The sequence below is a fragment of the Bacillus sp. FSL K6-2841 genome (genome assembly GCF_037976435.1).
Lineage (GTDB): Bacteria > Bacillota > Bacilli > Bacillales > Bacillaceae > Bacillus > Bacillus pumilus.
The window spans coordinates 3498824-3513868 of sequence record NZ_CP150266.1; the positions used below are offsets into that span (position 1 = coordinate 3498824).

The 15045-nt window shown below is 41.3% G+C and carries 14 protein-coding genes; 4 read left to right on the top strand and 10 right to left on the bottom strand.

What is annotated here, in order from left to right:
- Positions 1–35: 35 nt before the first annotated feature.
- The 5 genes from MHH68_RS17950 to MHH68_RS17970 form a co-directional block, all read right to left on the bottom strand.
- Positions 36–980, bottom strand: a complete 945-nt coding sequence (locus MHH68_RS17950) for a sugar-binding transcriptional regulator (RefSeq protein WP_058013302.1) — start codon at positions 978–980, stop codon at positions 36–38.
- A 60-nt stretch (positions 981–1040) separates the two neighbouring features.
- Positions 1041–1916, bottom strand: coding sequence for an aldose 1-epimerase family protein (locus MHH68_RS17955; RefSeq protein WP_339164507.1), 876 nt, complete (start codon positions 1914–1916; stop codon positions 1041–1043).
- Positions 1917–2033: 117 nt separating this feature from the next.
- Positions 2034–2495 carry a hypothetical protein gene (locus MHH68_RS17960; protein ID WP_058013300.1) on the bottom strand — a complete coding sequence of 154 codons (462 nt, stop codon included), beginning with the start codon at positions 2493–2495 and terminating at the stop codon, positions 2034–2036.
- Positions 2496–2520: 25 nt separating this feature from the next.
- Positions 2521–3312, bottom strand: coding sequence for an SAR2788 family putative toxin (locus tag MHH68_RS17965; protein ID WP_339164509.1), 792 nt, complete (start codon positions 3310–3312; stop codon positions 2521–2523).
- 30 nt (positions 3313–3342) lie between these two features.
- A complete protein-coding gene (locus MHH68_RS17970) occupies positions 3343–4146 on the bottom strand; it encodes a S8 family peptidase (protein WP_339164511.1) in 804 nt (267 codons plus the stop codon).
- A 283-nt stretch (positions 4147–4429) separates the two neighbouring features.
- Between MHH68_RS17970 and MHH68_RS17975 the strand changes: the two genes are divergently transcribed.
- On the top strand, positions 4430–6253 hold the full coding sequence (locus MHH68_RS17975) for an acyltransferase family protein (RefSeq protein ID WP_339164512.1): 1824 nt from the start codon (positions 4430–4432) through the stop codon (positions 6251–6253).
- A gap of 137 nt (positions 6254–6390) precedes the next feature.
- Here the strand turns inward: MHH68_RS17975 and MHH68_RS17980 are convergent, their stop codons facing one another.
- The 3 genes from MHH68_RS17980 to MHH68_RS17990 form a co-directional block, all read right to left on the bottom strand.
- Positions 6391–7662 carry an MFS transporter gene (locus tag MHH68_RS17980; RefSeq protein ID WP_339164514.1) on the bottom strand — a complete coding sequence of 424 codons (1272 nt, stop codon included), beginning with the start codon at positions 7660–7662 and terminating at the stop codon, positions 6391–6393.
- Between the two features lie 236 nt (positions 7663–7898).
- A complete protein-coding gene (locus MHH68_RS17985; RefSeq protein WP_339164516.1) occupies positions 7899–8996 on the bottom strand; it encodes a saccharopine dehydrogenase NADP-binding domain-containing protein in 1098 nt (365 codons plus the stop codon).
- Positions 8993–9700, bottom strand: a complete 708-nt coding sequence (locus tag MHH68_RS17990; RefSeq protein WP_339164518.1) for a class I SAM-dependent methyltransferase — start codon at positions 9698–9700, stop codon at positions 8993–8995. Before MHH68_RS17990 ends, MHH68_RS17985 begins: the two co-directional genes overlap by 4 nt.
- A 129-nt stretch (positions 9701–9829) precedes the next feature.
- Between MHH68_RS17990 and MHH68_RS17995 the strand changes: the two genes are divergently transcribed.
- Positions 9830–10837 carry a helix-turn-helix transcriptional regulator gene (locus MHH68_RS17995; protein ID WP_339164520.1) on the top strand — a complete coding sequence of 336 codons (1008 nt, stop codon included), beginning with the start codon at positions 9830–9832 and terminating at the stop codon, positions 10835–10837.
- A 37-nt stretch (positions 10838–10874) separates the two neighbouring features.
- On the opposite strand, the gene yidA is transcribed toward MHH68_RS17995, so the two are convergent.
- Complete coding sequence (yidA, locus tag MHH68_RS18000; protein WP_169056025.1) at positions 10875–11687, bottom strand: sugar-phosphatase; 813 nt, start codon at positions 11685–11687, stop codon at positions 10875–10877.
- A 308-nt stretch (positions 11688–11995) separates the two neighbouring features.
- On the opposite strand from yidA, the gene MHH68_RS18005 reads away from it, so the two are divergent.
- Both MHH68_RS18005 and MHH68_RS18010 read left to right on the top strand, forming a co-directional pair.
- Positions 11996–12355: a MerR family transcriptional regulator gene (locus tag MHH68_RS18005; protein WP_039182663.1), complete on the top strand. Its 360-nt coding sequence runs from the start codon at positions 11996–11998 to the stop codon at positions 12353–12355.
- Positions 12356–12499: 144 nt separating this feature from the next.
- A complete protein-coding gene (locus tag MHH68_RS18010; protein WP_339165820.1) occupies positions 12500–13483 on the top strand; it encodes a Gfo/Idh/MocA family oxidoreductase in 984 nt (327 codons plus the stop codon).
- Positions 13484–13522: 39 nt separating this feature from the next.
- Here MHH68_RS18010 and MHH68_RS18015 read toward each other — a convergent pair whose 3' ends face one another.
- The gene (locus tag MHH68_RS18015) at positions 13523–15037 is read right to left on the bottom strand and encodes a PAS domain-containing protein (RefSeq protein ID WP_058013290.1); all 1515 of its coding nucleotides are present in this window, start codon (positions 15035–15037) and stop codon (positions 13523–13525) included.
- Positions 15038–15045 lie beyond the last annotated feature (8 nt).

A 15045-nucleotide genomic window follows, 5' to 3' on the forward strand; every position in this document is an offset into this window, starting at 1 on the left:
AACAATTGTAAACATAGTTATGAAATTTTGTTCATCTATTTTGTGACATTTAAAAGAGCCTTTGCTGTATGCTGATCAATAATCAATACGTTCGCATATTTTCCTCTTAGTGCCCCGTGGATAGAAGCAACCTTGCGATGTCCACCAGCAACAAGAATAGAACGTTCTTTTGCCCTTAAATCATCAAGCTCCACGCCAATCGTACGGTTGTTAATCGCTTCGCTGCAAATGCGTCCTTCTTGATCATAAAAGCGCGAACAGATGTCGCCAACGCTGGTTGCTTTGAGCAGTGCTTTTTCTTCTTCACGGAAGTAACCAAGTCTAAACAAAAGTGCCTCGTCTCTTACCGTTCCAACAGTGAACACAGCAATATTCGCCTGTTTGCCCATTTCAATGATGCGCTGAATATGTCTGTCCTGTTCAACCATCTCTTTGACGGCAGCACTGTCAAATACAACAGGAAGCGGCAAATAGCGGGGTGCTGTTTGAAAGGCCTCGGCAAACAGCTGGATGGTTTCCGCAGAATATGTATTCACATGGGAGTGGCTAATCCCACCCTTCAGCTGGACAACTTCTACACCTTTGACCTGTTTAGGTTGCATCTTTTGGGCAATTTGATACATGGTGGTTCCCCAGCTCACCCCAACGATATCACCGTCCTTTACTGTGTTTTGCAAGTACTCGGCACCAAATTGGCTCAAGTATTCGGTGATCGTTGGATAATCATCTTTGGGCGAAAATACCACATGAGCTTCGAGCAGGTCATATTTTTCCTTAAGCAATGAAGACAGCTCATTCAAGTCTTCAAACGGGTCCATTACCGTTATCTGGACGTACCCCTTCTCCTTTGCATATTGAAGCAGCCGAGATACAGTTGGTCTCGACAGGTCGAGCTGTTTGGCAATTTCCTGCTGGCTGTAATCCGATAAATAATATAGCCTTGCCGCTTCAATACTCAGTTGTTGTTTCTCCCGATCCATTCGTACGCCTCCTTTTTTCTTCTATCATAACAAATTGTTCAACCTATCATGCACAAATGTTCATTTAAAGAAAATCGTATAGGCGGCTTGGAAGGTCTCATTCTTCTCTAAAGTTTGAATACCGAACTTTTCCTTGTACTGCCCATTCGTCCCTTCAACATCGGCAATACCGTACCAAGGCTCAATACAAACAAAAGGAGCCATTGTGCCATTTTCTTGATGATAAGGTGACCAAATACCAACGAACGGAAAACCAGTGAGATCAACCTCAACCCCGTGACCTGCCTGAGACGTCAATGACACTCGATTGATATGACTAAAGATCATCGCATCATGCTGAAAAAGTTCTGGTCGAAGCTGAATTGGTTGAAGCTGAATGCTTTTTTCTTTCTCCCTGACAAGTGAATTTTTCAGTTCATATTGGGCAGGAAGATGCTCAGTAGAAGGCGTCAATGTCAGAGAGTAATCTGCTGTGCGCTCTCCTTCAACAAGCGGGACTTGGAATGCAGGGTGGCCTCCGATGGAGAAGTACATCGTGTCATCCCCGGCATAATCAATTTCCCAGGAAATCGTCAGACCATTTTCTGATAGCTCGTACCGAATACGGGCGGTAAATTCATAAGGATACTGCTCGATGTGACGGCCTTTTGATTCATATTGAAAGGTCACTGTATGTTTCGTTTCTTCATGTAAATCAAAATCAACATCACGCAAGAATCCATGCTGCGTGAGCTCATAGGTTTGATCACCTATCTTATATTGGTCATTCTTTAATCGTCCAACAATCGGGAATAAGACAGGCGACACCCTGCCCCAGTAAGCAGGATCGCCAGACCACATATATTGACGTCCACTTTCCTTATGAAGCACCTCTCTGACCTCGGCACCTCTCTCATTGATCTGAATCAATAACTGATTATTTTCAAGTCTTCTCATTTCACACATCCCCTTTCCATCTTCTTTTATTATGACAGGGATTTTGGTTTTGAGTATAAAAGAGTTATTTATAATAAAAAAGACTTCTCCCTTCTAGGGAAAAGCCTTTAAAATAACTTATTCATCATCTTCTTGTATAGTCCATTTAAGACCTTTGATTTGTTTTAAACTCTCAATTTCTTCTTCGTTTTCAGGAAAAATATAGCTCTCCTCTTCATGTGAGCTTGAAACCATCCACTCTTTTCCATTTTTGAAGAATGATAAATCCTCCAGTAAATTAGGGTGAACCCACCCGTATAGAGAGTTCGAAAGTTCTTTTAACAAATTTTTTGTGTGTTCATTGGCATAATAATAATAAACATAAGCTGTTTGACCATCTCCTAGAATCGTGGTAGCCCACTCAGACTCTTCCTTCATTTCTTTAAGAGATGGTGAAAGTTTATTTAGAATTTCACGATAATCATCAAAATCAGCTAAATCTTTTCTAAAAACTAATTGGAATTCATCACATACTTCACAACATAAATCGATGAGCGCATTGTATTCCTTGTTTCTTGGTTGACGATTAAGAACAATCATCGAAAACCTCCTCTATCTGGATTTCTTATCTAGGAGCGCCAAAAAAAGCATGTGCTCCAGTTCTTTCATATTTACCTTTTAATTTATAAACTGGATGATAGTGATAGTGTTTATTTTTGCCTTTTTTGTCAATTTCCGCACCTATTACTTTTCCAATCGGACTGGCTGCTTTAGCAATAGATTGTGCATTGCTTTTGGAAGTAGACCATGTATCTTTTTTCTGAGCTAATCTTTTTATAGCGTTTGCTCGACTTATACCTTTTCCAATAAACAAATGAGGTTTATCTTTGTCTCGATAAGCAATAAAGTGATTATGTTTATTGTCTTTCCTTTTTATAAATTCAGAATAAGCAATATAGGTAACACCTACTACTGTTACTGCAAGTCCCAAAGCTAATAAATGTTCTAATAAAACTGCACCAATAGCAATACCAATAGGAATAACAAATGCAAAAGATGCTTGAATATCTTCAGAGTTCACTTCATATTTCTTATCATCTTTTGTATCTTTAAACGTAACATCTAAATTATCATTTATAAGTGTCTGCAAGTCAACTTCATAATCCTTTGAAACCTTTTCACCTTCACTACTAATTTCTTCAGTTTTATAACTGATTTCTGTTGTTTCTTTATTTAGAGTTAGAATACCAGTTACTCCGTCTTGCTCCTGTGAAATTATATATTTTTCATTACTATCTTCTAAAACATGAAAATCTTTTGTGGTAACAGCCTCTGTTTTATTCGGAAATTGGAAAAACAAAGTTATAACCAGCGATAGACATATAACAATTGAGAATAACTTACTTATTTTATTCATCCTAAACTAAACCTCCGAGTTTCTTGTTTATCAATACCATTTTTTTAAGATTTTATATATTTGTTGGTTTAAACTTTCTTCAGAATTAATATTAAAACGTTCCCGGTACTGTAATATTAAGCTTACTACACCTGTAATATGAGCACTCGCTAAAGAGGTGCCACTTTCAATCGCATAGTTGTTATGAGGCCTTAGAACTGGTATATCTACACCAGGAGCAGCAAAATTGTAATTTCCTTTAGATGAAAATTCAGCTACCTTCTTATGCTTATCCACAGCGGTTACAGAAAAAACATTCTCATAAGCAGCTGGGTAATCCATTTTCCTTCCATACTTATTACCAACAGCAGCTACTATAATTATGTTTCTTTGTATTGCTTTGTCTATAATCTTCTTAACAGATGGATCATCTTTCATTAATCCAAAACTAGCATTGATAACATCAATTTTATTATCAATACACCATTGAACAGCTTTGACAAAATATTTTTTTGAACCCTTGCCTTTTGAATCTAGAATTTTAACAGGATATAACTCTACATTCTGTGTTATACCCACAAGTCCAATTTCATTATCATTAGCTGTGATTATTCCAGCTACAGCAGTTCCGTGCCCTAAACTGTCCTCTTGTGCTCCTCCTGTACCAATTGTGTTAAGTCCTTTTTTAACTTTACCTACCAAATCAGGGTGTGTCCCATCTATCCCACTATCAATTATTGCTATTCGTACACTTTCTCCTTCCCTATTATTTTCCACATATTTTTTTGTTAACTTTATGCTCCATGGAATCTGTTGATGAATATTACTAGTGTAGTTTAAATTTTTTGAGTGCAATTCAAAGCACTTAAAATAAATTAAAAGAACTATTAATATTATCAAAAATCTCTTTATCAAACTATTGATTCATCACCACTCCTTTTTTCATATATTATTCTATATTATGGTTTTTAGTCAATATAAAACCAGATATGTTATATATTAATATTTTGGTTTACAATAAAAATTTATTGAATAAATTCAAACTAAATATTATGCGTTGACGTCTATTATATATACAATATATGAGTAACCATTATTAAATACAGGTTTCTTTACAATTGATGGGGGATTCATTTTCATGAACAGCAAGGAGAATCGTTTACGTTATATATTAGGATTGGATGGGCTAAGAGCCGTTGCTGTATTGGCGGTCATTGCTTATCACTTACATATTGGACCTGCGAGCGGCGGGTTTCTTGGCGTTGATTTGTTTTTTGTGATCTCTGGTTACTTGATCACGACGATCTTGTTATATAAACAGGATCTAAGCTATCAAGAGCTTTTGCCATTTTGGATGGGCCGGATCAGAAGGCTTCTCCCAGCTGCTTACGTGATGATTTTCTTAACCGTCAGCTGGTGTGCGATTGCGGGCTCGAATGCACTATTGTCCATTCGTGGCGATGCCTTATCGTCCTTTTTTTATGTCAGTAACTGGTGGTACATCTTCCATCAGCTGTCTTATTTTGATAGCTTCAATGCTGTATCTCCACTGAAAAATTTGTGGTCTTTGGCGATAGAAGAGCAATTTTATATCATTTGGCCGGTACTACTGATTGCAGGTCTAAAATGGGTGAAAAATAGATCCCATCTGCCAATGATCACCTTTGGCCTTGCACTTGTCTCCGCCTTATGGATGGCGATTCTTTATTCACCAGATACGGACCCAAGCAGGGTTTATTATGGAACAGATACTCGTGCATTTGCACTTCTGATTGGGTGCAGCCTGGCATTTGTATGGCCCATGCAAAGACTGTCCAGCAAAAAGCTACTTCCTGTTGGCAGACGTATTTTACATATCGCTGGTTTTGGTTCGTTTGCGATTTTTCTTCTATGTGTTTATGCAGTGGACGAATTTGACGGTTTCCTCTATCAAGGCGGCATGCTTTTATTCTGTCTGAATGCGGCGATTTTAATTGCGTGTATCTGTCACCCTGCAAGCCTACTAGGAAAATGGCTCTCCTATCAGCCGCTCGTCTGGCTTGGAAAGCGTTCTTATGGTATTTACCTGTGGCATTATCCCATCATCGTGCTGACCACCCCTGTCATTGAAATTGGACAGCCTTCTATAGGGCGTGTCGCATTGCAGATCATTGCCATTTTACTCATTGCAGAGGCTTCTTACCGCTTCCTCGAGCAGCCGATTCGCCGGCTTGGCTTCAGACAATATTTTGCCTCTTGGTCTATTTGGAAAAAGGGTTTCAAACAATGGTCTACGTCTCATAAAGTGTTCCTTGGAATCACTGCAGCTCTTTTGATCTTATTTACCATTGGCATGTCCAGCTCGTCCCATACATCTCCACATGCCAAGGAAGTGACTCAAATTAAGACGGCACCGAAAAAGGCAGGAGACTCTGCTGAATCAAAAACGAAGAAAAAGAAAGAAACACACGAGAAGAAAGCAGTAGATCAGAAGCAGTTTCACCAAATTCTTGCTATTGGTGACTCCGTCATGCTAGACATAGCGCCGAATCTTGAAAAAGCATATGCCCAAATCACCATCGATGCAAAGGTTGGCAGACAAATGAACGAAGCCGTCAGCATCGCTCCTCAGTATGCTTCATTTAATCAATCTAATGCCGCTGTTATTATTGAGCTTGGCACGAATGGCTATTTTACTGAGGGCACATTGACCGCATTTATTCAGCAATTTTCAAAGGCGCACATTTTCCTTGTGAACACGAAAGTCCCAAGGTCTTGGGAAAATGATGTGAATGCCGTCATTCAGCGAGTAGCCGATCAACATTCCAATGTGACCCTGATCGATTGGCATTCAGCCGCTACCGGACAGCCATCTTATTTTCAGCCTGATGGTGTTCACCTTTCAACAAAAGGCTCTGACACATTGACCCAGCTCATTACAGCGAGCATCAAGAAAAAAGGAGATGTGTCATCGTCATCATAAGAAGACTAGCATCCTGTGAAGAAATTTGTGCAATTGCTCTACTAATAATAGAAGATGAAAAAAAGACATGCTTTCCCATGATTGGGGGCATGTCTTTTTTGTGATGGATGGCAGGAGCATCTGCACTCGGAGCTGCATTATGTTTTACTTTTAAAAGACCAAACTATGACAGGTATGAGAATTAACGATAAAATTCCTCCGCTTAAAGATAATGCAGCATAACTCGTATTCGCAACGATCATTCCTGAAAGAGCACCGCCAGAAGCACCTGCTAACGCCACAAAAACATCGAGTGTTCCTTGGGTTTTTGCCCGGGTTGATGGTTCTGTAGAATCAACTATTTGAGCAGTACCACTAATTAAACCAAAGTTCCATCCCAATCCAAGTAAAGACAGAGCAATGATTAATAGAATCATTGAATCACTTGGTGCGAATGCTGCTAATAAACCAGCAAGTAACAATGTGATGCCCGACGCTATGCTCATAGCTGTTCGTCCTAGTTTATCTACAAGTACACCCGTGATAGGTGAAGGAAGATACATCGCACCTATATGAAAACCAATCACAATGCCCACTTCGGCTAACCCATGACCATGATGCTGCATATGCACCGGTGTCATGGTCATGAGTGCAACCATGACGATTTGAGTTAAAATCATAACCGTGGCACCTACTGTAAGCCCTTTTCTATCTATTTTTTGATCGGCAGAATCTCGTTTATTTCCATGCCCATGCTCTGCTTTGTAAGCTGCTATTTTTTGGGCAATGACTAACGGATCAGGACGCAGCAGAATAAAAAGGACAAGACCTGCTACAACAAATGCTGCTGCTGATAAAATAAAGGGACCCGCAAGTGCTGGAACACCAATTGATACTGCAAATTTACCCATCATTTCAACTAAATTCGGACCTGCTACTGCTCCAAATGTTGTCATGACCATTGTCATACTAATTGCTGTTGCACGTTGTTTAGAATTCGCTAAGTCAGTCCCAGCATAACGAGCTTGTAAATTTGTGGCTGTTCCTGCACCGTAAATGAAGAGCGATGCAAATAATAAAATGACACTATTCATCATAGCTGCAACCACAACACCAATTGCTCCTAGCCCTCCAGCAACAAAACCTGTCGATAAACCGATGCGCCGTCCATAACGTTGCGAAAGCTTTCCTACAATGAAAGCTGACCCAGCTGACCCCAAAGTAAATAAAGCGATTGGCACACCTGCATAGGCTTCAGTTCCAAGCATTTGTTGAGCTAAAAGTGCACCTACCGTAATTCCTGCGGCTATACCAGCCCCTCCAAATATTTGCGATAGACTGACAACGAACAATACTCGTTTAAATAATTTTTTCAATTTTTGGGGTGAATCTATATAATTCTTCACTACATCTTGTTCTGTATCTAACACTTGTAAACACCCACTTGAGATTTATTTGCAAAATGTAACCATTATATCAGTTCAGCCTACAATCCTCGATTCGAATCTTTTTCAATCTCGGCCATTTACATTGAGGACAACTTGTTTTTCAAGCAGATCATGAATAAAGCTGCCACATGACTGATCTATTCTTTTGAACTGACGCATATCTTAGAGTGAAAATGTCTTCATCTCGTTACCCAGACTAGCATCCTGCTAGTCTTCTTTTATGCCGTTAAAAGGCTGGCTTTCAGCGCTAACACACGCTTTCCCTTCGTTTTTTGATCCACCAACGCAAAATCACCATTCTCATACGCTAATGAAAATAATTGTTCGATATGAAACACACCTGTCTGAAACCGCCTGCTCAATAAATGCAGTGCTGCAGCAGAGGCGACTTGAGCTGTTGCTTGAGACTCATCATGCCCTTTTATTCCAAGCGCTGCTTGATGAATCTTGTTCCCCTCCATTCCTGTCGCCTCCACTTTCACTGCATATTGATCTGTTCCCATTTGAGCAGATTGAATCATGGAAATAGCACGTTCCTTAATTTTCGGCACATTGAGGAGGGACGTCATTCCAAGGCTCCTTGTGAAGGCAAATGCCCGCGTTGCCGCGCGAGAATCAAAACAAAGCCTTGTTGTCACAGAAGGCACGCTGAGCGTCAAAGGCAATGTTTGCTGATCAGAGAAGGGGAACTGATAGGCTTGCCGCTTTCCAAGTTTCACACCAAAGTCTATACGCTTGCCTCCGGTAAAGCTTTTGACTCTTTTATGCTGATGATGCTTAGTAATCACATAGTCAGTATGGACATTGTCAAGCGTCCATTCAATGGCGGCTTTTCCATGCTGATCACCCAATCCAAGCATAATCCCTATATCTATTTGATTCACTGATGAGAGCATAGATGCTGCTTTTGCTGCCAATAAGTTCGTAAGACCAGGCGCAAGCCCGACACTGAGTAAAGCCGTTGCACGGGTGTGCTGCTGATCCAGCTTTGCCACCTGTTCCATGTACGACCCTTTCGCAGAGATATCTATATAATCAATACCTGACCGCAGAACTGTTTCGGCAAATGACGGATCTTCTTGATCAAGGCACATGATCACCAGTTTTGTTTGATCCACCCAGTCCGAAAATAACGGCTCACTGACATCTAGTTGATAGGGAAGAACTTTCCCTTTTGTCTGGCGTGAAAATTTCTCTGCCTTCTCATAGCTTCTGCCTGCCGCTACAATTTGCCCGGGATACACTTCGCTTAGCTGAAGACATATTTGCTGTCCAACATGTCCATAGCCGCCTATTACCATCACCTGTGATCTCATTTCTCATCCGCCTCTCTACGACCTCGCTTACAAACAAGCCCCTTAATCATTCCTGCCTGAAAATAAGGTCTGATGTCTTCAAATCCTGCTTTGATTAAATGCTCTTTTATTTCTTCATCGGGAACAGGGTGTGTCGTGTGTCCCAGTCTGTTTTTAAAGGACGTAAACACTTCTTTTTCTAGGCCTTGCCGCTGCATGAAAAGAGAAAGCATGTGAAGCTCCTGTTGAAATGCTTGGGACTTCAACTCTCCCTGTATAAATGCCAACACAAACGGCGCACCTGGTTGAAGCCTGCGGGCAACCTCCTCTAAAAAGAGCTGGCGCTTTTCTATAAAATGAATGACAAGCAAGCTCACCGCTGCATCGTAAACAGTTTCAGCTGAAACTTTATCTAATGAGGCCTCATGCCATGTGACACGCGCCTCCATCTCAAGCTGTGCAACTCGCTGTTTCGCCATGTCCAGCATAGAAGGTGACGGATCGACCCCTGTGATGAGCCAGTCTTCCTTTCTTTGAAGCATGTTGATGATCTCTTCGCCCCCGCCCGCTCCAACAGTCAGGATGCAGGAAGCCGCTCCCTTTAATCCAGTTTCTAATATGTCTATTGTCAACTCATGCAATAGCTGATAGCCGGGTACTTTATGGGCAATCGTCGCTGCATATGACTCAGCAACGGGATCGTGCCAATGCTGGTTTCCTTTCATATCCTTCTCCTCCAGTTCCTTTCCGCTTTACATCGTTTCCTGTACACTAACGGTATGATATCTTTATTGTAAAAAGAGACAACAGAAAACACGATCCCTAAAAGTGGGGATTTTTGAGGAGGAGATTATGTGACCAATCCAGCCACTCATTTTCAGCAGCTGAGACAACACATTCGGGACGAACTTGCTGCCGTCCTTGATTTTGATGCCGCCTGTATCACGACCATTGATCCAGCCACTCTCCTCTCGACAGGTTCCTTCACAGATGAACCAATTGAAGAAATTCATGACCAGCTGTTTCAAAATGAGTTCTTAAAAAAGGACGTGCATCAGCATGAGACTCTAGCCAAAGGCCCTGTTCATGCTGCTAGCCTAGTCCAAAGCGGGGAATATCTCGACAGTGAGCGCTACCAAGACATTTTGTTACCTAAAGGATGGTCTGATGAATTGCGGGCAGCTCTTGTGATTCAAGGAGAATGCTGGGGCATTGCCAGCCTCTATCGTCTAAAGGACAAGGAACCTTTTCAAGAAAAAGATATCCGAGTGGTCATCGAACAAACGCCTAGACTCGCAGCCAAGCTGAGAGATGAACTTTTCAAGAAAAGAGATACGGAAGAGGACGCGGCGGCGGAGCAGCAAGGCTTCCTCATTCTCTCGCACGATTACAACCTTCTTTATGGAAATGAAACGGGTCTTCATTGGCTTCAGACGTTTCAAGCCTTTGAACAAATTCATGACAAGGCGATTATGCCGCGCCCGTTTAGAGCATTAGGGGCTAAACTTTTATACGGCGGTATTGAGCAAACAGCGGCAAGTATGACGAGATTGCCTACGGGGCTGTTCCTCTCTCTTCAAGCATTTCGATTAACTCAGGCAGCAGGGCAGGAAGAAGCTGTCATGATTCACATCAAGAGAGCCCAAACCAGTGATATTCTTCCTTATGCGGCAAAAACGTACAAGCTGACAGAAAGAGAGATGAACGTCCTAGACTGCTTATTAAAGGGACAGTCTACAAAGGAAATTGCCAGTACTTTATTTATTTCAACCCATACCGTCCATGACCATGTGAAGGCGATGCTGCAAAAGACAAATTTGAGCAGCAGACGGATGCTTGTTTACTTTTTCTCTCACATTTAAAAAAAGCGGCTACCTAACTGGTAGACCGCTTTTTTGTTTATTTTCCTAGAACTAACTCATGCAGGATATGTGCAACGCCGGCTTCATTATTGGATTTTGTCACAACATCCGCTACTGCTTTGACATCATCAATGGCATTTCCCATGGCAACGCCGCAGCCCGCAAATTCCAGCATCGATACGTCGTTGCCATTGTCACCAATGGCCATGACCTCTTCACGAGCAATCCCCAGCTCTTTCGCTAGAAGCTTCACGGCATTCCCTTTGCTGACTTCAGGATGCAGGATTTCAAGGAAGAAATCTGTGCTTTTCACCATCATGTACTTGTCTTTTACTTCAGATGGAATGGCTTGTATCGTCTTTTCCAACCGTTCTGGCTGATCAATATACATCATCTTCGGAAGTCTCATTGATGGATCTGCCTCTTCAACAGGTAAATATTTAAGCGGCAGCTTTGTTAAATAAGATTCAAGTACTGTGTACTCACTAATATCACGATTCGGTGTGTACAAATGAGCGGAATCGAAATAATGCATCGGTGTATCAAGCTCACGGCTCAGCTTATATAAAGAAGTTAAATCCTCATAGGATAACGTCAGTTCTGACACTACTTCATTTGTGTGACTGTTTTGGACAAGCGCCCCATTGTAGGCAATCACATAATCTCCCTCTTGATTGAGCTGAAGATCATCTAGATAGCGATTCACTCCGCCAATAGGCCGTCCTGTACATAATACAATTTTAACGCCCTCTGCTTTCGCCTGTTGAATGGCTTCAAACACCTCATCCGGCACCATATGTTGATCATTTAATAACGTACCATCCATATCAATTGCAACTAATTTATACATTCACTGGTCCCCTTTTCTCAGCAAAAAACGTGCTGCACTATTTTGAGCCATCATCTAATGATGACAGGTTATATCATTACTATTTACCTATTTTAGCCTATCGTTTTTTCATCACGCTGTCTACTTGTTCTCACCTGTAACAAAATTGTCATATGCCTTCTCTATTATATCGTATTCTATTCATCCTGCTTTAAATAGAGTTTCTGCCCTTTTCCAACGTGAAAATGAAGACAAATGTTCACCAGTGAATATTTTGAAACTAGCAAATCTAATTGTATGATGGATAGCAAAGAAAGGAGGTGCAGGGAATGATTACGTTTACTAGAGGTAAATTGTCAAAAATGTCTGGTGTGCATATTGAAACCATTCGTTTTTATGAAAATGAGGGTGTGCTCCCCGAACCAAAAAGAGCACACAATGGCTATCGTTTATATGATAAAAAATATGTACTCATGCTATCCTTTATCACAGAAGCTAGAAAGCTAGATTTCTCACTCAAAGAAATTCGCGAAATTATCAAATCGCTATTTGAAAAACAATCAAAGACAGAAGCTGAACAGCTGCTCGAACAAAAAGTTGAGGATATTCAACACTCCATTCAAGAGTTAAAGAAGAGGAAAGCTGCCATTCAATTGTTAACAAAACAAACATTAGCGAACATCAGCTAATTGTAAGGGCTGCCAAAGATGTGCCAGTGTTTGCCGCTGGCGCCCCTCTCCGCCCAGGTGCCAAGTGCGCGTGCGATTCAAACATCAGTTATACTAGAGACAGCTTTACTTGATATCAAACGAGTGGAAGGGGTTTTGAATAGAATGAACATTGCAACCATTGGAACAGGTGTGATTGTGGAAAGCTTCTTGCAAGCGATTGACCAGCTTGACGGCGCTTCTTGTCATGCCGTCTATTCAAGAAAGGAAGCAACGGCAAAGAAGCTCGCAGACCAATTTGGTGTAAAAACGACTTATACAGATTTAACGGCTATGCTAGAAGATCCAAATATTGAAGCCGTTTATATTGCTTCACCGAATCGATTACATAGCGAGCATGCCACGGCTGCATTAAGAAACGGAAAACATGTGATTTGCGAAAAGCCTTTCACCTCTAATGTCAAAGAGCTGGAAGCCTTAATCGCACTCGCAAAGGAAAAGCAGCTTCTCCTATTTGAAGCCATTACGACCGTTCATATGCCAAACTATCATTTAATCAAAAAACACCTTCATCAATTAGGTAAAATCAAACTGGTTCAATGCAACTATAGTCAATATTCAAGCAAATATAATCAGCTGCTAGCCGGCGAAACGCCAAATGTCTTTAACCCTGAATTCTCAGGAGGAGCATTGATGGACATTAATATCTATAATGTCCATTTCATCATGAATCTCTTCGGATTACCGGAGCAGGTCCGCTACCAGGCAAACCGTCACCCAAATGGCATCGATACATCTGGTGTTTTAACTTTCACCTACAATGATTTCATTGCGACAAGTGCCGGCAGTAAGGATACAAGCAGCATGAATTTTGCATTGATTCAAGGTGAAAAGGGCTTCATTCATGTGAAAAATGGGGCGAATGGCTGCGAGGAAGTGCTGCTTCATGTGAATGACCAGGTGATCTCACTCAATGCACAAACAAATTCAAACCGCCTGTTTTATGAAGCAGAGGCTTTTCAGCACATCATTGAAACAAATAATCATGAACAGTGCTATGCATGGCTTGATGAAAGTCTCTCCGTCATGAAAGTCCTTGATTCTGCAAGAAAAGATGCAGGTATTGTTTTCCCAGCAGATCAATTTTAATGAAAAAACCGCCTTCTATGCGAGGGCGGTTTTTGATGATTAAATACTCTTTGAATAGGCAACAAGGCGCTGAGACATGTGGTTCACTTCATCGACTGAAGCATTTACTTGCTCTGTTAAAGCAGCCTGTGTTTGTGTAAGAGCTGTCATGTTCGAAATATTTTCAAGAATTTCATCAATTTGTGTTTTCATTTCCGTTAAACTAGATTCGATATTCTCCGTTGCATTGGCACTATGAAGCGCCAGTTTACGCACTTCATCTGCAACGACTGAGAATCCTCTTCCTTGTTCACCAGCTCTTGCTGCCTCAATCGCAGCATTTAGACCAAGCAAGTTCGTTTGGTTCGCTACTTCTTTGATCAAGTCAGAAATATTTTTCGTCTCATCTGCACTATTTTTTGCTAAATTGGCAGCAGATGTTGACTGCTCCTGTGCGACAGCAAGCTCTTGCGCTTGGTTTGTCACAGAGCTGATGCCTGATACCATCTCGCTGATTGAACTTGATAGCTGTTCTACTTGTGAAGCCATTTCATTCGCTGTTTTCTCTTTGTTTTTTTCTAACGTGATGTCACGAATGGTTCCAGCCACACGAAGAGGAACACCTTTTTCATCACGAATGGTTTCACCACCGGCATGATACCAGCGATACTCGCCATTTTTGCTCTGCAATCTGTAATCAATATCAAATGGTGTGCGTCCAGAGTGATCATTTAAATGATCTGCAAAAGCTTGGAGAGCTTTTTCTTGATCCTCAGGATGCAGACGGTCGCTCCAGCTGCTTAATACGTTCGGGAAATCCTTTTCGTCCGTAAAACCAAGCGTTTTTCTGAATTGCGGGGACCACCAGAACTCGTTATTCGGGTTGACTGGATCGCCGGCCTCTACGACCATGTCCCAAGGAGCCTCCACAAGCGCACGGTTGATTAAGTCATATCTCGTCACGAATGCTTGCAGTTCTTCTTCTTTCAATTTCTGATCATGAATATCAAAAAGAGCTCCCGCCACACGAAGAGGGACACCATTTCGATCACGAATGGTCGTGCCAGTTGCTTTGAACCAGCGATAATCTCCGTTCTTCAACTTCAAGCGATATTCGATATCATATGGTGTACGTCCCGAATGATCCGATAAATGCGAAGAGAATGCATTTAGGGTATATTCTTGTTCATCCGGGTGAATTCGAGATGCCCAGCTGTCTAAAACGTTCGGAAAATCGTGCTCGTTTTGAAAGCCGATCATTTTGCGGAAATCATCCGTCCATGTGAATTCATTTTTTGGATTGACTGGATCTCCAGCGATCACGACCATATCCCATAAACCAACTTGAATGGCTTTTGTCACTAAATTCATCCGCATTTGAATATCTTCATTTACTTCCTGCATCTTTTGCAAAGCTTCATTTATTTGGGCTACTGCTTCAATCGTTTGACTTGAAGAGAATGCAGCAGTATCTATTCTTGCTGAAAGGTCTCCCTTCTCAATTCGTTCTACTAATCGACTGCTCTCATTTAAAAGGGTTCCCGACGATGAATCATTTGCTTTTCTCATAAACATCTTTCATA